Source organism: Lacrimispora sphenoides JCM 1415 (genome assembly GCF_900105615.1).
GTDB lineage: Bacteria > Bacillota > Clostridia > Lachnospirales > Lachnospiraceae > Lacrimispora > Lacrimispora sphenoides.
In genome coordinates, this window is record NZ_LT630003.1 from 4291278 (window position 1) to 4309517 (window position 18240).

Here is an 18240-nt window from a genome sequence, read left to right on the forward strand (position 1 = left end):
ATGAAAATGATCTATTTAAAAGAACTGAAGCTTACGCGGAAAATGCTGATGATATGGCTTGTGTTAATCGTGATGCTTACAGGATTTGCAGCTATAGAATTTATTGTGTTAAAAGATGCCATGGGAGAAATTGCCGCTCTGGCTGAAAGCTTTCCCAAAATCATATTGATTTTATTTGGATTAAATGGAGTGAGAATCGACACCCCCCTGGGCGCTTATCAGTGTATGGTATTCTGGACCAACCTGCTTGCCTTCTTTTATGCGGGATTTTCAGGGGTATTTGCCGTTTCCAGAGAAGAGAGGTTCGGTACAAGTGAATTCTTATTCTCAAAACCCTATAAGCGTTCCACAATTGTCTGGGCAAAAATCTGGGCAGCTGTAACAAACCTTATGGTATTTTCTCTTACCGTCGGAATAATGTCATATTTATGCATCATCCTCCCTCTGGGCGATCTAAGGATAACCGGTACTCATATCATCACAACCCTTGGGATCCTTCTTACCCAAATCGTGCTGTTTTCCATCGGACTTTTCATCTCAGGCCTTACAAAAAGCTATAAAGCCGCAAGCCTTTATACATTGCTAACGGTTGCGGCATTTTATGTGATCAGCTTTGCCCTTGATTATACCGGTATCATGGCTTTTTTAAAGGTACTGACACCCGTAGGTTATTTTAATGTGGTTTCGGTTTCGGAAAACGGATTAAGCCCTTTTTATATCCTCCTTTCCTTGATCATTACTCTGGCCGGTTGTTTCATGACAGTCAGGCTTTACGAAAGAAAAGATCTGCACGCTTCGTAAAAGCGGCTGTAAATATAATAAAGGAACCGGGCTATTTAATAGCCCAGTTCCTCATTAACAAGGATCACTTTAATCCTGTCTTTTATAAATTGGCCTGTAATCAAAACAAAATCATTACAGATCCTCTCCCTGTGTCCGCAGTCAATGCAGCGGCCAAGGGTGGTACAGGGAGTTGACTTGTTGAGACGCTTTGCATCCAGGGGAGCCGCGACCTGCCTGGTTCTTTTTACAGCTGCCTCCACATGTTCCGTTATCTTGTTCGTACCTGCAACAACGATGACCTGCTCTGGCCCGTACAGCATGGGGGCCACCCTGCTTCCATTGCCGTCAATGTTAAAGATCTTCCCGTCCCCGGTAATCGCGTTGGCTCCGGTGATAAACGTGTCTGCCGAAAAATTCTTAAGGTATATCTCCCGTTTTCCTTCCCTGGTAAGAGAAGGATCATACTTATCCAGAAAATCCACATCCCTTTTTCTTAAATCTTCAAACACTCCCGTCTGTTCCAGTGTGACAGAATCTCCGCATCCTACAGTCGTCCCATCCGGGATAAGCCTTCTTAGAAGCTCCAGAAGTTCATTTTTATCCTGAACCAGATAACCTGCCATGTTATTCCGCTCCAGACGTTTTATCAATAAGGGAATGTCCGGCCCGTTTTTTTGTGAATAAAGATCCATTGATTTTTCCTCCAAAGTTAAACATAAGGATCCCAGACAAAATGATTGCGCCGCCGGTGAGTGTCGCCTTGTCCGGAACCTCATGTATCATTAGAAAACCGAAAACACTTGTTAAAAAAGGAGTCAAAAACATATAATTGCTGACCTGTGACGTCTGTTTTGCCTTCGCAAATGCCTTTGACCATGACACATAGGCAATAGCGCTGGAGCCTATTCCCAGGGTCACAACATAGAATATCTGGATTCCGGGGGCATGGACCGCCTCATTTACAGATGACGGAAGAAATATGGCAAGAAACAGCGTACCAAAGAAAATACTAAAGGCGCAGGATTGCAGCGCCTGATAAGTTTTTGTCAACTTTCTCTGCAAAAGATTGTAAATACTGACCAGCAAAGCTGCAAGGAACAGCCAGAACAAGCCGGAATTAATGGAAAATACCCCATTCATCAAGGTCAGTACCAATACTCCGATGAACTGGATCCCAATGGCTGCCCACTGGAAGCCCAGCAGCCTTTCCCTGTAAAAAAAACGGGCCAGAAGCGCGGTAATAACCGGAACCGTGGCGAGAACAACGCTGCCGGTGGAAGCCGTTACCATATTCTGCCCTTTGTTAAAGGCAATCATGTAAAAGAAAAAACCGGTTGCCCCGGAAGCCATGAACCACCAGACATCTCTCTTTTGGGGCAGCCTCATCTTCGTAACGACCACCACCGCAATCAGAGCGAGAGACGCCACCACATATCGGAGGAATCCCAGGGAAAATGGAGAAAAATACTGAAGAGCCAGCTTAGTGAACACATAGGCCAGTGACCAGAAAAAAATGGTTATGGCCGCATAGGGATGAAAACTTTCTTTCCATTTCATTTTTGCACCTTGCCTTTAGCCGTAAATTATAGTTACATTTCTGTTTCCTTATAATTTACCACGGAATTGCCATAAAGAAAAGAAGAAATGAAACGAGATTATGGAATCCTAACGGTAACTATCACAAAAAACAGGGCAGCCTGCTATCAGGCTGCCCAATATAAAATCCATATATATTTCCCGCATGACCTATCGGTCACCCAAAGATTTATACTCTTCTTCCTGCATCACACTGATGTAGGCAGGACGGATGATCTTATCCATGTTGATAAGCTCTTCGATCCGGTGGGCACTCCATCCCACAATTCTTGCGATGGCAAAGATCGGGGTGAATAATTCATTGGGAATATCCAGCATGCTGTACACAAAGCCGCTGTAAAAGTCCACGTTCGCGCTTACGCCCTTATAGATCTTTCTTTCATCTGCAATGACTTGAGGAGCCAGACGCTCGATCATGGAGTAGAGGTTAAAGTCATCCAGACGTCCTTTTTCCTCTGATAATTGCTTAACAAAGCCTTTAAAAATTTCTGCACGGGGATCAGACTTGGAATAAACCGCATGTCCCATACCATATATAAGACCTTTCCGGTCAAATGCTTCCTTATGAAGAAGCTTTCTCAAGTACTTCTCCACTTCCTCTTCATCCTTTAAGTCATGGACTTCCTTCCTCAAATCCTCCATCATTTCCACAACCTTAATATTGGCACCGCCATGCTTGGGCCCCTTTAAAGAGGCAAGTGCAGCTGCAACCACGCTGTATGTGTCCGTACCGGAGGAAGTGACCACATGAGTCGTAAAGGTGGAGTTATTTCCTCCTCCATGCTCCATATGAAGGATCAGGGCCAGGTCAAGAACATGGGCTTCCACCTTAGAATACTTCATATCCGGCCTTAATAGCCTTAAAATATTTTCTGCCGTGGACAGCTTTTCATCCGGCCTGTGGATATACATGCTTCCCCCTCTCTCATAATGGTTAAATGTATGATATCCATAAACTGCCAGCATTGGCATAACGCTGATTAACATCAGACTCTGGCGAAGCACATTGGGAACAGATATGTCACTGGCCTTATCATCATAAGAAGACAGAGTAAGAATACTTCTGGCAAGGCAGGACATCATATCCTGGCTCGGCGCCTTCATAACCACATCTCTGACAAAATTGGTAGGCAGAGTCCGGCTGTAGCCCAGAGTTTTGGTAAAGCGCTCCAGCTGGCTTTCGTCTGGCAGATCTCCGAAAAGAAGGAGGTAGGCAATTTCCTCAAAACCATAACGCCCTTCCCTGACGACGCCGTTTACCAGGTCATGAATGTTATATCCCCGGTAAAACAACTGGCCTTCACATGGGACCTTTTCTCCATTAACGGTCTTGTTTGATAAAATCTTTGATACCTTGGTTAATCCTGCTACAACGCCATCGCCGCTTTTATCCCTAAGCCCCCGCTTTACCTCAAATCTGTCGTAGGCTTCCAAGTCAATTCTTTCGTCATTCAAACAGATATCAGACCACTCTTCCACATTTTTCATAAATTCTTTCTGGTTCATCAGGCACACCTCTTTCTGAAATCAGGTTGTCTAGTTCCACTTTATTCTTCCCATTGGGCTTTCTAAGCCAGCGTCAACCCCTTTCCTCTGCTGCAGAATCTTTCTATCGTTAAATTTTGAACTTTTCAATATAATATAAAATTTTATAAAAAAAAGCAAGATATATTTATGTGTTGTGCCAAGCGCTATATTTGTGAAGGCCTGATATATTGACAAATACTCTTTCAAATCTTATACTTTCCTTAATTTCCCATTGAGGAATGTACCGGAGGTTGTTCATGAAAATAGAATTTTCCCTGTTTTTCTTTATAGAAGTCATAGGAACCATAGCCTTTGCATCATCCGGAGCCATGGTTGCCATTAAAAAACAGCTGGATCTGCTTGGAGTCATTGTTTTAGGTGTCACCACAGCCGTAGGAGGCGGTATGCTAAGGGATATTATCATAGGAAATGTACCTCCTGCCCTTTTTAAAGACCCAATCTATGTATTGCTGGCCTTTATAACGGTTATGCTTTTATTTATTATAGTAAGGCTGAACCAGAAAATCCTGGATGGACGCTCCATTGAAACTTATGAAAAGGTTATGAACATATTTGATGCAATCGGACTTGGTGCTTTTACCGTAGTAGGAATCGATACAGCTGTGCTTTCCGGCTATGGAGATTACCATTTTCTCATCATCTTTTTAGGCGTCATTACCGGAGTTGGAGGAGGCATTCTGCGGGACATTATGGCTGGACAAACCCCCTATGTCCTTAGAAAACATATTTATGCCTGTGCTTCCATTGCAGGCGCTCTCCTTTATGCCTGGCTTTTGAACTGCATTGATGGCAATATCGCCATGCTGATCGGCGCCTGCTCCGTCGTTTTGATCCGCCTGCTTGCAACCCACTTTTGCTGGGACTTACCTACCGCAACAAAAAAATAATTCTCTTAAGGAGGAATTCCATGAACCGTTTGCTTCAAAATACTGCTGGAATCATATTTACCTTCTGCCTTATGATCGTGCTCTTATTTACCTCGGTGGAGGCAGCCGTTTACTGGGTTCCAGGATACTTTGAAAAAGAATATAACAAATATCAAGTGACTCAGGCAGTCTCCATGACAATGGATGATCTCCTTGATGTTACCGGTGAAATGATGTCTTACCTGCGGGGAAAGAGGGATAACCTTCACGTAGATACCACCATGGGAGGCGTAGAACGGGAATTTTTTAATGCCCGTGAAATCGCCCATATGGAGGATGTCCGCGGACTGTTTTTAGGCGCTCTTTCCATACGGAGAGGCTGCCTTATGATTATGGTATTATGCCTCATCATTCTTCTTTTATTAAAGACAAGCTTTACGCGAACCTTTCCCAAAGCCGTGTGCGCGGGAACTGGGATCTTTTTTGTCCTGTCCGCTGTCATAGCTTTCATTATTTCCACAGATTTTACCAGATATTTTATCATGTTCCACCATATATTCTTTAAAAATGACCTATGGGTTCTGGATCCTTCCACCGATATGCTCATTAACATCGTTCCGGAAGGCTTTTTTCGGGACACGGTTGTTCTCATCGGCTTTATCTACCTTTTCTCTATCCTGCTTATCTTAGCTGTCTGTCTTTTTCTTATTGGTAAGGTTAAAAGAAAACATCATGCAGCTTAAATGTAAATCAGCTGGATAAATAGGCATATTCAGCTGGTTTTTTCGTATATAAATACGGGAAAAATAGCAAATAACCTTTACTTGTTACAACAAATAACCTATACTGTAGATTGAAGTATTGTCTGAAACCGAACGAAAGCTTATGGAGAGATTACTCAATATGACTCAATATATAAAAAAGATTTTTATTTTTTTTCTGTGCCTGCCTTTTTTTGTCTCCTCTTTTACCGGGACTTCACTGGGGGCCGCAGACTGGCCTTCCGGCCCGTCTGTTCAGGCACAGGGAGCCATTCTGATGGATGCAGACACCGGAACCGTTCTGTGGGGACAGAACATACACAACCAATATTTTCCGGCCAGCATTACAAAGGTCATGACTGCGCTTATTGTCATTGAAACATGCAGTCTTGACGAAACCGTAACATTTTCCCATAACGCTGTATTTAATGTAGAATCCGGAAGCAGCAATGCCGGGATCAATGAAGGGGACAAGCTGTCTGTCAGGGACTGCCTCTATGCCTTGCTGCTTAAATCAGCCAATGAATCAGCCAACGCCCTTGCAGAGCATGTGGCGGGAAGCACAGAAGCTTTTGCCGATATGATGAACGTACGCGCCAAGGAGCTTGGATGTACCAATACTCATTTTGCCAATCCCAGCGGTTTAAATAACCCGGAGCATTATACTTCCCCCTATGACATGGCCCTCATCGCAAGAGCAGCCTTTAACAATCCTGTTTTTGAAGATATCGACTCCACAACCTTTTATAAGCTTCCGCCTAACTCCATTAATAAAGAAGGGCTTACCATCTATCCTGGTCATAAGATGATGAGAAAAAGCACTCCTTTCTACTATCCGGGCATCATCGGCGGCAAAACAGGCTATACCACACTGGCCGGCAATACCCTGATAACCTGTGCGGAAAAAAACGGGATGAGGCTGGTTACCATAATTTTAAAGGGATCTACTCCCCAGTATTGGACAGATACTAAAAATCTCTTGGACTTTGGTTTTACAAATTTTGTCTCCTTAAAAGCTGCAGATTACGAAAAAACCTATAGTTCCATTACCAGCGATTTAAATTTCAGCGGTTTGTCAATCACCAGACCAGAAGCCCTGATTTTAGATCCTGACAGCAGGATCATCCTGCCTAAAACAGCTGATTTTTCTGATGCAAAGGCGGAACTCAGTTATGATATTTCATCGGGTGACCCTCCAAATTCCATCGCGAAAATAAATTACCGGTATAATGACCGGGTCGTTGGAAGTACCTTTCTGGAGGTGAATGACGCCTTATTCCAGAACAAGGAAGCGGAAACCAGGATCGCCACCGCTCCCCAGGCCGAAGCGTCCTCCGGATCCGGCGAAGCATTAGACCCGTCTGCAGCCCAGACTTCCGTAACTCCTTCCGGAAAACGATCGGAGAAAGAAACGGAAGATTACCGGGAAAAGGCTCTAAGGCCCTTTGAGATCCCTTTAGCCGCCTGGCTGATATTAGGTAGCGTGGGAGCAATCACTGTAATAGGAGGCGCAGCTGCCTTTTTCATATATTGGAAACACAAAGACGCGCAGGATTTCCTTATCAGGCGGGAGCAGCGCATGAAACGCCTTCGGGACTCCGGTGTTTCAGCCGATGAATTCTACAGTATTCTGGAACAAAGGCGCAGTACCTATTCATCAAAACGGAAAAGACGGCGGGGAGGCCGTTTCAAATGACCTTAGATAGCAAGGGGTTTTCCATGAGTAAACAGAAAAAATTATCCAAAAAAGATCTGCTTCGAAATTGTATAATTACCTTTATTTCTCTCCTGCTTGCCACCATCCTCTCCTACATGATGCACATACTGGGAGGATATACTAACAATGTAGGAATCATCTATATGATGGCAGTGGTGGTGATTTCCCGTTATTCCAGCGGCTATATTCCGGGAGTCATTGCCTCCTTTATTAGTGTGATCTGTGTAAACTATGTGTTTACTTACCCATTTATGGCGTTTAATTTTATAATGGAAGGATATCCCGTTACCTTCCTTGCACTACTGGTCATTTCAACCATTACAAGCGCTACTACGACAAATTTAAAGGAACAAAGCCGTATTTTAAACGAACGGGAAAAGTTATTAATGGAAGCAGAAAAAGAGGCCTTGAGAGCAAACCTTTTACGGGCTATTTCCCATGACCTTCGGACTCCTCTCACAGGTATCATCGGCGCCAGCAACACATACCTGGAAAATACAAACACTATGGCTGAGGCAGAAAAAACCAGCCTGGTCTCCAATATCCGGGAAGATGCCAACTGGCTTTTAAATATGGTGGAAAATCTGCTCAGCGTAACCAGGATACGGGATACCGGAGCTCAGGTATTAAAGCGGCCGGAGCCGCTGGAAGAGGTAGCTTCTGAAGCTATTGAACGCTTTCACAAAAGACTTCCTAAATCCATTGTCCGTGTGACGGTTCCTGATGAGTTCATCATGGTTCCCATGGATGCAACTTTGATTGAACAGGTTATCATAAATCTACTGGAAAATGCCGTCTATCACTCCAATTCAACGGATCCCATCAGCCTGTCGATCTTCGTACAGGATGGATATGCCTGGTTTCAGGTCCGGGATCAGGGCGTGGGAATTTCCCCGGAACGGCTGAAGACTTTATTTGACGGTTACACCTCATCGCCCAACAGCAGCTATGATTCCCATAAAGGAATGGGAATCGGGCTTTCTATCTGCAAAGCCATTGTTACTGCCCACGACGGGAACATCACAGCCGCCAATGAAGAACATGGCGCAGTTTTTACATTTACATTACCATTAGGGGAGAATGCTTATGAGTAAGTTTACAATCGTCATGATTGAAGATGAAAAGAATATCTGCAACTTTATTGAAAGTGCATTGGAAAGACATGATTATAAAGTAAATACCGCATACAACGGACGGGATGGGCTGGCTCTGATCAATTCCCTTTGCCCTGATGTGATCCTTCTGGACTTAGGGCTTCCGGACCTGGACGGAATCGATATCATTAAAAGCGTCCGAAGCTGGACTTCGATTCCTATTATCGTCATCTCCGCAAGGACCCAGGAGCATGAAAAAGTGTCCGCTCTTGATTTCGGTGCCGATGATTATATAACCAAGCCCTTTGGAACCAGCGAACTTTTAGCCAGGATCCGTACAGCCCTGCGTCATGGAAGACCTACCGTCAGCACCGTGGATGGTTCTGTCATTCCCACCCCATACAGCAGTGACGGCCTTTTCATTGATTTTGCCAAGCGGTTGGTCACACTGGACGGACATAAGATCCATTTGACTCAGATCGAATATAAGCTGGTTTCCCTTCTTGCGGAAAACTCCGGCAAGGTCCTGACCTATGACTACATTATTAGTCATATCTGGGGACCTTACGCTGACAGCAACAATCAGATCCTCCGCGTCAATATGGCGCATATCCGCAGAAAAATAGAAAATAATCCGGCGGAACCAAAATATATCTTTACGGAAATCGGGGTTGGATACCGAATGAAGGAAAGCGAAATTTAGGAAAGGGGGGAATCCCCCTTCTTTTTATTCTGCTTTCTGGTCTTCGTCTTTTGAACCCGTTTCTTTTTGGTTTCTTCCTTTTTTTCGTAAATCTCACGGACGTCTTCCTCACCCACCAGCCTCATGGTCTTAACCACGTAGATACGTCCGTCATCGCTCCGCCTCATGCGGATTTTGCCTTTTACATTTCCATGCTCAGGACAGGTACCAAGAGCCGTGTAAAACTTCTGGTTCACGGAAAACCATCTGATCTTTTTCCGAAGCATCCGGTTGCACTTGCAGCAGATCAAATCGGTAACGGTTTTATCCTCAATGGCATCCTGCTTCGTCTCAAAGGGCCTTGAAATATATTTGGAATACCCGGGAAACACCAGATATACCTCTTCCTCTTTATTTACCGGCAAGCGGTAATAATCCGTAGACAAATATTCCCGGACCTTATCAAAATCCATTTGGTTCATAACGCGCCCGGTATAATGGGCATCGTCAAGAGCCCGGTGAAAAGGCCGCTCTTCCATGATCTGCAGCTCTAATACTGCAATGTCAAGGGATTGCCTATCCTTGCCGTCCCCATAAAGCAGGCTGTAGAGTTTCTGCACATCATAGTAGAGAAAGGGCTTGGGAAATGGGTTTGGAATTCCGTAAAAAGCAATGTTCCGCTGCAGCTCCGTTAAGTCCATGGAGCCCCAGGTACAAAACACGGCTTCCTCGCCGCACCACATGAGAAACTCCCTTACAGCTTCCTCAAAGTTACAGCCCTCTTCCATCAGAGTCTTTTGATCCATGTGGGTCACTTCTAATATCTTTTCATGAAGCTCGGGATAAATTCGAGGCCTTATAAGCCGCTTAAATTCCTCCACTTCCTCCAGGGCCTCATTAAGCTTTACTGCCCCGATCTCTATAATTTCAAAGGGAAGGTGCTCTACCGTCTCCTCCTTCCCTCCGGCGCTCTGGTTCCATTCCAGATCCAGTACAATATAATTCTTCATAGTTTGCTCTCTTTAATCCTTTATTCAGTCAGCCCTCTCAGCTTTTCACGAATCCTCTGCCTGCGCCTCTCCGTCTCTTCTTTCTCAAGTGTCCACGTCCCTTTAGTCTCTGTAAGGATATCTCCCTCCCTTACACCTTCCGGCAGTTCAGAGGCTTTAACCTTTAACATATCTCCGTTCTCATCCTCACAGATAATTACCGTTTCCCCGATTCTGTCAATGGTATACTTCATAACCTTTTCCCTTCCCTTTCTGTGCCAGGCTAAGGGTTGCAGCTTTGGCACGGCTCATATCCCATCTGTATCAAATTCTCTCTGGAGCCATTATAGGTTTTCCGGTTCTCTTCCTTCATGGAAGCTGCAGACTTGCAGTCCGGCCGGTGAAATTTTTTGGTATTGGTATTTATTACATAATCCTGGTCTGCAGCCGTGCTTTGCGTCCTGTCTCCATCGGTTCCTTCTGTAATTCCAGGGAAAGTAACTTTTAAACCGTCGCTCACTGCCACTATGGTTCCAAGCTGGTCTGTCCGCAAAACCTTAATGTTCCGTTTTTTTAACATATCCAGAATTTCCTTGTGAGGATGGCCATAATCATTATTTTTTCCGCAGGAAATCACTCCATATTCAGGATCAACCAGATCCATAAAGCCTTTCGATGATGAAGTGGTGCTTCCATGATGGGAAAGCTTCAATACATCTGCCTTTAAAGGAAGGCCGTTAGCCACCATATCCTTTTCTGTATCTTTTTCTGCATCTCCGCATAAGACAAAGCTGTTCTTTCCATAAACCAGGCGAAGGCCTATGGACCAGTTATTTAAATTATCTCCATAATCCCGGTTGGGAGCGATGATCTGGAAAGATGCATCTCCTAAGGAGTAGCTTTCCCCTGGCTTTGGAAGGGTTATTTTTAAATTTTTATCAGCAATGGCATCTAACAGGCGTTCATAAACCTTTGTGGTATGTTCTTTCTCCGGTAAAAAGACTTTTTGCACATCAAATTTCCGGATGATCGTCTCCAACCCGCCGATATGATCTGAATGAGGATGGGTTCCGATCACGTAATCCAGTTTCTTCACTCCCTGTTTCTCCAGATAAGAAGCGACTGTCTCGCCCTGGTCCCGTTCCCCTGCGTCTATCAGCATATAATGACCGTCTTTTTCTACTAAGGTGCTGTCTCCTTGGCCCACATCAATAAAATGAACCCTTAGATCTGTCCCCGCCTCATTTCCCATTTCTCTTTGGGTTAATGGGGAAGAGCTTGCAGTTGGGCTGCATCCTGCCATACAAAGGGCCAGGAGGATTGCCGCCGCTATCAATACCCGCTTATAAAATTTTTCTGTCTTTTTCACTGTCATTTCTGTATGCCTCCGCCCTGTTATTATATGATAGAATCTTTAATCCTACAAGTATTTTTCTAATGGTCCGTCTCCAGGCGGTAAAAAAGGCGGACCGCTAAAAGCAGCCCGCCAATTTTTTAATTCTAAGGAAGTTTCGCTCCGTCAGCTCCAACATTAGCCCCATCAGGCGTTATGGTGTTTGCCAGCATCTGCCCTCCTGTGAGATCGCAGTAATACTGTTTTCCGTTCCATGCAACCCAGCCTTTAGCCATATAGCCATTCTCATTGAAGAAATACCACTGTCCTTCGATGTTCTGCCAGGTGCCGACCGGATAACTTCCGTCGGGATTCACATACCACCAGCCGGTTCCGTCCTGTTTCCAGCCGCCGCTGCTTTGGGAGAATGTACGGTTTAGCTCCGCCGCTGCCCCATCAACATAATTGACAGGAGACTCAACCCATTCCCCTTTGTTCTCGGCATTCTGCTTGTTAACCGGACGCACTTTAAACGTGTAGCTTCCAGTTTTCCCCATTAAAAGCCCGAGATCCAGACTCGTCCCCACGGTGGTCTTTACCCCTCCCGTGTTCTTTCCGTCACGGAATACCTTTACTTCATAACTTCCCGCCCCGGCGGCAGGACTCCACACAGCCATAGTTTTAGACCCCCATGCTGCGCTTTCTATGGACTGGGTAAACTCACTGACCTTGGGAAGATCTATGGTCACCGTCAGGGTCTGGCTGAAATCTTCCCTCGCCTGCTTTACGTAGGTTCCTCCATCAATTGTGAAACCGGATTCTGCTACAGAAAAATAATATCCTTCCTGCGCATACAGCTTTACTTCCAACCTTGGTATATCCTGCTCAGACCACTGAAATCCGCTGTTAGTAAATTCGCATTCTCCCACATCGATCTTGCTGTTTTTTGCGGTTATCTCAGCCTGCTGTCCAAAGACAGAACCGCCCGGCATAATATCCGCTGTCACGGTTAAGTTTACTGTTGTGATTTTCTTTCTGGTTGCTGCCATGGAAGTCATGCAGCTAAGCCCTGTTGCCATTGACACAGCAAGCACCAGAGACAAAATTTTCTTACCATTCATAAACAATCCCCATCTTTCTATATCATTTCTGATTGCGGTGCAATAGGCTCATTATACCCCATCCCCGGGCGTTTGTGAATAGCCATTCGGGTTTCGTAAGGTTTTGCGGCTATTCCTGACGGCAGAAGACCGGATCAGCAGCTGGATAATCCACCCAATTTTGAAAAAGCAAGTCAGCCAAAAATCTTAATTGTATACTAAGTATATTTTTATACCTTTATCTCTCAATATTTTTATTAAATTTAATTCATATTTTCACTTGTTCGTTAATAATATATCAAAATATTACTAATTATATGGCTAATTAAGGTAAATATATGTTGCATTATAACAATTAATATGATAAACTAACGTCAATGAAACATTTGCTAGAGAGCAAGAGAAATCAGACGTTACATTTCCGCCATTATCTCTAAGGCGAAATGTAATACTGGTTCTTTTTTTCTTTTTAGGAAAAGGAGGATAATTTTTTCATGAAAAAGAAGCAGTTTTTCCGGGCAATCGAGCCTTATCTGTATTTGCTGCCCGCCATGTTTTTCTTCTCGGCTTTCCTGTTCTGGCCGTTCCTCAAAACCATTTGGCTCAGTTTTGCCATGACGACTCCCCTAGGGGCAGTCTCCTCCTTTGTCGGCCTTGGGAATTATCTTACGATCTTCACCTCCCAGGCCTTTCAAAACAGCCTTCTGGTATCCTTTCAATATGCAGTGATGACAGTCGCCTGCTCCATTGTGATCGGGTTTATCCTGGCCATAATCAGCAATGAGGATATTAAGGGGAAGAATCTGTTCCGGACTGTTTATGCCCTACCCATGGCCATTTCCGCAGCAGCGGCTTCGGTTGTTTTCATGTTCATCTTTCACAGCAGCCTTGGCATCATCAATAAGGTACTGGGAACCCACATCGGATGGCTTACGGATCCCAAATACGCCTTAAGTGCGGTGACCCTTGTGACCGTATGGATGAACATCGGATTAAACTTTATATTCCTGACCGCCGCTTTACAAAGTGTTCCAGTGGATCTCTATGAGTGTGCGGCCATTGAAGGAGCCGGATTTTTTGCCAAGCACAGGCATATTACCATCCCATGCATATCCCCTACCCTGTTTTTCCTTTTGATCATTAACGTCATCAACGCCCTTCAGGCTTATGCTCAGGTCAAGCTGATGACTCAGGGAGGTCCTTCCGGAAGCACCAATGTCATTGTGTACCAGATTTATCAGGAGGCATTTATGAACAGCCGGTTCGGCATGGCCTGTGCGGAATCCATCGTCCTGTTTATAATCCTGATGGTCTTGACATTGATTCAATTCAGACTGGAAAAGAAGGTGACTTATTGATGAAAAACAAACTGGTTAAATATTTACTTTATGCCTTAAATATCCTTTTTGCAGTCATCATTATCTCACCAGTGGTTTACTGTTTTAACGTCAGCATGATGACCATGAAGGAAGTGTTTTCCGGGGGCTTTTGGCCAAAACAGCTGATCCCGGACAATTACATAAAAGCGCTGCAGCTGGCCCCGTTTTTTACCTTCATCAAGAATTCCCTGATCGTTTCCTGTACCGTTACCTTCGGACAGATCGTTACCGGGGCTTTGGCAGCCTATGCATTTTCCATGATGAAATTCCGTGGAAGGAATGCACTGTTTTTATTGATGCTTGCAACCATGATGATCCCAAGCCAGGCCATCATCATTGCAAACTATTTAATCATCTGCGATCTGGGGCTAAAGAACAGCTATACGGCCCTGATCCTTCCAAACGTGGCATCAGCATTTGCAGTATTTAACATGAGACAGGCGTTCCTGCAGCTTCCAATGGAGATAAAGGAGGCAGCGGATATAGACGGATGCGGGAACTTCCGTTTCTTCTGTTTCATTGCCCTTCCCCTTGTAAAACCTTCCATGGGCGCGTTGGGGATTTACACATTCCTTCAAAGCTGGAACCACTATTTATGGCCGCTTCTTGTTACAGATTCGGTGAACATGAGAACCGTCCAGATCGGTCTTGGAATGCTTCAGGGTGCGGAATCCACAGACTTCCGTCCGGTCATGGCCGGGTCCATGATCATCCTCGTCCCTTCGATCCTGGCATTCATGCTGGGACAGAAGCAGCTGATTTCCGGCCTTACCTCAGGTTCCGTAAAAGGGTAAGTATTTCATGCATGCCCTAAGGGCAATGTATAGAGATAAAACTATATCATTTAAAGGAGGATATCTATGAAAAGAAGAAAAAGGTGGCTTGCGGCGATTATGGCTGCTGTCATGTCCATGACTCTTGCTGCATGCGGTGGAAGTGCTACTTCCGGGGGAACCACAGCGGCAGGTTCCACGGAAGCCGCTACCACAAAGGCGGCAGCTGACGCAAAAGCTCCGGCTGAGGGGGGCAAAACAGTCATTACCCTCTGGCATGCTATGGGAGGTGTAAACGGAGAGGCAACCGAAGCTCTGGTTAAAGCCTTTAATGAGTCCCAGAACGAGATTGAAGTAAAAAGTGAATATCAGGGAAACTATGATGACCTGATCACCAAGCTGAAAGCAGCCATGCAGAGCGGCAGCATGCCGGACGTATGCCAGATGTACGACATCGGCACAAAGTTTATGACCGACAGCGGTCATGCCATTCCGGTACAGGATATGTTTGCCTCCACAAACTTTGATCCTTCTACGGTTATGAATATCATCACAAGCTACTATACGGTAAACGGAAAGCAGATGTCCATGCCATTTAATGTTTCCACTCCAATGCTGTATTACAACAAGGATGTTTTTAAGGCAGCTGGTCTGGATCCTGACACCCCGCCCAAAACATTTGACGAAGTATTGGAATTCTCCAAAAAAATCGTGGAAAGCAAAGCAGCTCCTGTGGGCTATGCACAGGCCATCTATGGCTGGTTCTTTGAACAGCAGATCGCCGGCCAGGGAAAATTTTATGCAAACAATGAAAACGGACGGAAAGCGCCGGCAACCGAAGTGGATTTCGTAAACAACGGAGCTGGACTTAAGATTTTTGAAACATGGAAAAAGCTTATGGATTCCGGTTATGCGGATAACTACGGCAGCACCACTGCTGATACCCAGACCGCATTCTTCTCAGGCCAGACAGCCATGATCATTGAATCCACAGCTATTCTTAAAAATGCTACGGCAAGCAGCGACTTTGAGATCGGTACCGGATTTCTTCCAAAGATCGATGCATCTGCTGCCGATGGCGGTGTCATCATTGGAGGCGCATCCCTTTGGATGATGGACAATAAGGATGAGGCGAAAAAGAACGCTGCCTGGAAGTTCATCGAATTTACCACCACACCGGATTCCCAGGCCAACTGGAGTATGTCCACCGGATACTTCGCAGTTAACCCGGAGGCTTATGATACTCCTGCCATGAAGGATTTCATAGCTCAGAACCCCAACTTTACCACTGCCATCAACCAGTTAAAGGCTACCCCTGTCAATGGATACACCGCAGGTGTATTATCCGGAGTAGCAACCGAGTCCAGAAAGATCTTTAACGAAGCAATGGAGAAGACCTATGACGGCACCTATACACCGGAGCAGGCGGTAAGTTTCCTGGCTGAAAAAGTAAATGCAGCCATTGAAAACTATAATTCATCTACAAAATAATGTTCAAAAAGCCTTCGGCACAAAAGCCGGAGGCTTTCTTTTCTCTATCCCTTTCCTTTCGGAATCCTCCTTCTTTAACAGATCATGAAAGTAGTTTGTACAGTTTAAAAAATAACAAGTGAATTCTTATGATTAGCTTTATCGTTCCGATATATTATATAACGCATGACGCAATTTCCAATCCATATACATTCCGGTAAATAAATCGGGAAAGGAACGATAAGATGAAAAAAAAGAATACAAATGCCGATGATTCCGGCAAAGAAGCAGGTTCTCTGATAAAAAACCTATCTGTCGGCAAAAAACTGATTCTAGGTTTTGGCATAATACTGCTGATCATTATAGCATCCACTTCAATATCCGCATGGAACACGAAAAATCTCGGATTCCAGGTGGAACGCTATTACCGCTATACCGTACCAAACTCCAACAGCACATGGACCATGAGATCCGGGCTGGCTTCGGCACAAAAATATCTTCTTCAGGCAATTCTTGACGATAATATCCAGTCTGTACAGGATAGCCTTGCCAGGGCCCAGGAACAGGAAGAAAGCGTTTCCGGCGCATTGGAGACATTTGCAGGCAACCAGTCTTCCAGTGCAAGAGATAACGATATCGCACAGATAAGAGATTTGTTATCAAAGACCAAGTCTGCCAGAGAAGAGATTTCAGGGCTGCTTCAAGCTTCCTCCAAAGGAAACAGCAGCAAGGCCTATGAGTCATATAAAAATAATTATTCACCTGCCATTGATCAGGCCGAAGAAATCCTGTCTGGTTTTTCAACAATCCAGCTGCAGTTTGCTGTTTCCCAAAAGGAGGAAGCGCAGAACTTCATGAAATCAGCCTGGTTTTCCTTTTCCTTGTCGCTGTTGATTTCTCTTCTGTTTACCCTTTTCATCACCATGATCATCAGAAAATCAATTTTGGATCCTGTGAAAGAAATCGAACTGGTTTACAAGGAAATATCAAAGGGAAATTTACAGGCCCAGATTACATATGTAAGCAAAGATGAGCTGGGAAGCATGGCTGAAAACATCAGAAATACAAATGCTGCCATAACCTCCTATATCCGTGACATTACGGAAAAGCTAAATCTTCTGTCACAGGGAGATATGCGTTTTTCCATGGATTTAGACTATGTGGGGGACTTTGAAGCCATTAAAAAGGCAATTATAAAAACCGTTTCCTCTTTAAATCGTACCCTCATTATGATCGATGTTGCCGCACAACAGGTAAATACAGGAACAGAACAGGTATCGGCAGGAGCACAGCAGCTTGCAGCCGGTTCCACAGAACAGGCCGCCTCTGTAGAGGAACTCTCCTCCTCCATTGCAAGCATCACGGAACAGGCTGCAGAAAATTCAAAAAATGTTATAAAAGCAACCGAATATGTGGCTCAAACCAGCCATAACGTTAAAAACGGCGGTGCACATATGAAGCAGCTTACAAAAGCAATGGACAATATCGCCATCTTTTCCGATCAGATAACCAATATAACAAAGGTGATTGAGGACATTGCGTTCCAAACCAATATCCTCTCCCTAAACGCAGCCATTGAAGCCGCCCGGGCAGGAACCGCAGGAAAGGGCTTCTCCGTAGTAGCTGACGAAGTCCGTAATCTTGCTGCCAAATCTGCGGAGGCTGCAAAACAGACAGCGGAGCTGATACAGAATTCCGTAAACGCGGTACAGGAAGGCACTGAAATCACTGAAAAAACCGCTCAGATTCTGGATGATATTGATAAAACCACCGGCTTTATCAATGATATCGTCAATAAGATCAACCAATCGGCTTCTGAGCAGGCCTCTTCCATTGATGAGATCCGCATAGGGCTGGAGCAGGTATCGGCAGTTATACAGGCAAATGCAGCAACAGCAGAGGAAAATTCGGCCTCCAGCGAGGAAATGAGCGCTCAGGCCAATACACTGCGGGAAGAAGTGGACAAATTCCAATTGGATACTGAACAAAAGACAGAGATAAAAAGAACAAAAGAGTATGAATATGAGGCCAGGACGGAATCGTCTTTTGAAAAGTATTAATTAAAACAGAAATCCATAATGCCATATGAAAGGGCGTTGATCTATTAAAATCAACGCCCTTTTTTATGTCCTTAACAATGGTACTGTTT

17 protein-coding genes are annotated in these 18240 nt (G+C 44.7%); 10 read left to right on the forward strand and 7 right to left on the reverse strand.

The window, feature by feature from the left end:
* Entirely contained in the window at positions 1 to 801 is an 801-nt protein-coding gene (locus tag BMX69_RS19445; RefSeq protein ID WP_100043279.1) for an ABC transporter permease subunit, read from the forward strand.
* A 35-nt stretch (positions 802 to 836) separates the two neighbouring features.
* Here the strand turns inward: BMX69_RS19445 and BMX69_RS19450 are convergent, their stop codons facing one another.
* From BMX69_RS19450 to BMX69_RS19460, 3 genes are all read right to left on the reverse strand, one after another.
* Positions 837 to 1475: a lactate utilization protein gene (locus tag BMX69_RS19450; protein WP_054791158.1), complete on the reverse strand. Its 639-nt coding sequence runs from the start codon at positions 1473 to 1475 to the stop codon at positions 837 to 839.
* Positions 1408 to 2340, reverse strand: coding sequence for a DMT family transporter (locus BMX69_RS19455; RefSeq protein ID WP_100043280.1), 933 nt, complete (start codon positions 2338 to 2340; stop codon positions 1408 to 1410). Before BMX69_RS19455 ends, BMX69_RS19450 begins: the two co-directional genes overlap by 68 nt.
* A gap of 189 nt (positions 2341 to 2529) precedes the next feature.
* Positions 2530 to 3888, reverse strand: coding sequence for a citrate/2-methylcitrate synthase (locus BMX69_RS19460; RefSeq protein ID WP_100043898.1), 1359 nt, complete (start codon positions 3886 to 3888; stop codon positions 2530 to 2532).
* A gap of 275 nt (positions 3889 to 4163) precedes the next feature.
* On the opposite strand from BMX69_RS19460, the gene BMX69_RS19470 reads away from it, so the two are divergent.
* From BMX69_RS19470 to BMX69_RS19490, 5 genes are all read left to right on the forward strand, one after another.
* Positions 4164 to 4814 (forward strand): trimeric intracellular cation channel family protein, encoded by a 651-nt coding sequence (locus BMX69_RS19470; RefSeq protein WP_054791160.1) that lies wholly within the window; start codon positions 4164 to 4166, stop codon positions 4812 to 4814.
* Positions 4815 to 4834: 20 nt separating this feature from the next.
* A complete protein-coding gene (locus tag BMX69_RS19475) occupies positions 4835 to 5536 on the forward strand; it encodes a TIGR01906 family membrane protein (RefSeq protein ID WP_100043281.1) in 702 nt (233 codons plus the stop codon).
* Between the two features lie 160 nt (positions 5537 to 5696).
* Positions 5697 to 7250: a D-alanyl-D-alanine carboxypeptidase family protein gene (locus tag BMX69_RS19480; RefSeq protein WP_100043282.1), complete on the forward strand. Its 1554-nt coding sequence runs from the start codon at positions 5697 to 5699 to the stop codon at positions 7248 to 7250.
* Positions 7247 to 8365 carry a sensor histidine kinase gene (locus tag BMX69_RS19485; RefSeq protein ID WP_242941304.1) on the forward strand — a complete coding sequence of 373 codons (1119 nt, stop codon included), beginning with the start codon at positions 7247 to 7249 and terminating at the stop codon, positions 8363 to 8365. The genes BMX69_RS19480 and BMX69_RS19485 overlap by 4 nt, the downstream gene beginning before the upstream one ends.
* Positions 8358 to 9068 (forward strand): response regulator, encoded by a 711-nt coding sequence (locus BMX69_RS19490; protein WP_025230591.1) that lies wholly within the window; start codon positions 8358 to 8360, stop codon positions 9066 to 9068. Before BMX69_RS19485 ends, BMX69_RS19490 begins: the two co-directional genes overlap by 8 nt.
* Here the strand turns inward: BMX69_RS19490 and BMX69_RS19495 are convergent.
* The 4 genes from BMX69_RS19495 to BMX69_RS19510 form a co-directional block, all read right to left on the reverse strand.
* Positions 9065 to 10057 (reverse strand): 3'-5' exonuclease, encoded by a 993-nt coding sequence (locus tag BMX69_RS19495; protein WP_054791161.1) that lies wholly within the window; start codon positions 10055 to 10057, stop codon positions 9065 to 9067. The genes BMX69_RS19490 and BMX69_RS19495 overlap by 4 nt on opposite strands.
* Before the next feature lie 20 nt (positions 10058 to 10077).
* The gene (locus tag BMX69_RS19500) at positions 10078 to 10290 is read right to left on the reverse strand and encodes a DUF3006 domain-containing protein (RefSeq protein ID WP_054791162.1); all 213 of its coding nucleotides are present in this window, start codon (positions 10288 to 10290) and stop codon (positions 10078 to 10080) included.
* A gap of 29 nt (positions 10291 to 10319) precedes the next feature.
* Positions 10320 to 11411, reverse strand: coding sequence for a ComEC/Rec2 family competence protein (locus tag BMX69_RS19505; RefSeq protein ID WP_100043283.1), 1092 nt, complete (start codon positions 11409 to 11411; stop codon positions 10320 to 10322).
* Positions 11412 to 11536: 125 nt separating this feature from the next.
* Positions 11537 to 12490: a cell wall-binding protein gene (locus tag BMX69_RS19510; RefSeq protein ID WP_054791163.1), complete on the reverse strand. Its 954-nt coding sequence runs from the start codon at positions 12488 to 12490 to the stop codon at positions 11537 to 11539.
* Between the two features lie 473 nt (positions 12491 to 12963).
* Here BMX69_RS19510 and BMX69_RS19515 point away from each other — a divergent pair, with 473 nt between their 5' ends.
* From BMX69_RS19515 to BMX69_RS19530, 4 genes are all read left to right on the forward strand, one after another.
* Positions 12964 to 13827, forward strand: coding sequence for a carbohydrate ABC transporter permease (locus tag BMX69_RS19515; protein WP_025230596.1), 864 nt, complete (start codon positions 12964 to 12966; stop codon positions 13825 to 13827).
* Positions 13827 to 14642 carry a carbohydrate ABC transporter permease gene (locus tag BMX69_RS19520; RefSeq protein WP_100043284.1) on the forward strand — a complete coding sequence of 272 codons (816 nt, stop codon included), beginning with the start codon at positions 13827 to 13829 and terminating at the stop codon, positions 14640 to 14642. Before BMX69_RS19515 ends, BMX69_RS19520 begins: the two co-directional genes overlap by 1 nt.
* A 66-nt stretch (positions 14643 to 14708) precedes the next feature.
* Positions 14709 to 16112: an ABC transporter substrate-binding protein gene (locus BMX69_RS19525; RefSeq protein WP_054791164.1), complete on the forward strand. Its 1404-nt coding sequence runs from the start codon at positions 14709 to 14711 to the stop codon at positions 16110 to 16112.
* A gap of 224 nt (positions 16113 to 16336) precedes the next feature.
* Positions 16337 to 18151 carry a methyl-accepting chemotaxis protein gene (locus BMX69_RS19530; RefSeq protein WP_100043285.1) on the forward strand — a complete coding sequence of 605 codons (1815 nt, stop codon included), beginning with the start codon at positions 16337 to 16339 and terminating at the stop codon, positions 18149 to 18151.
* The last annotated feature ends 89 nt before the right edge of the window (positions 18152 to 18240 follow it).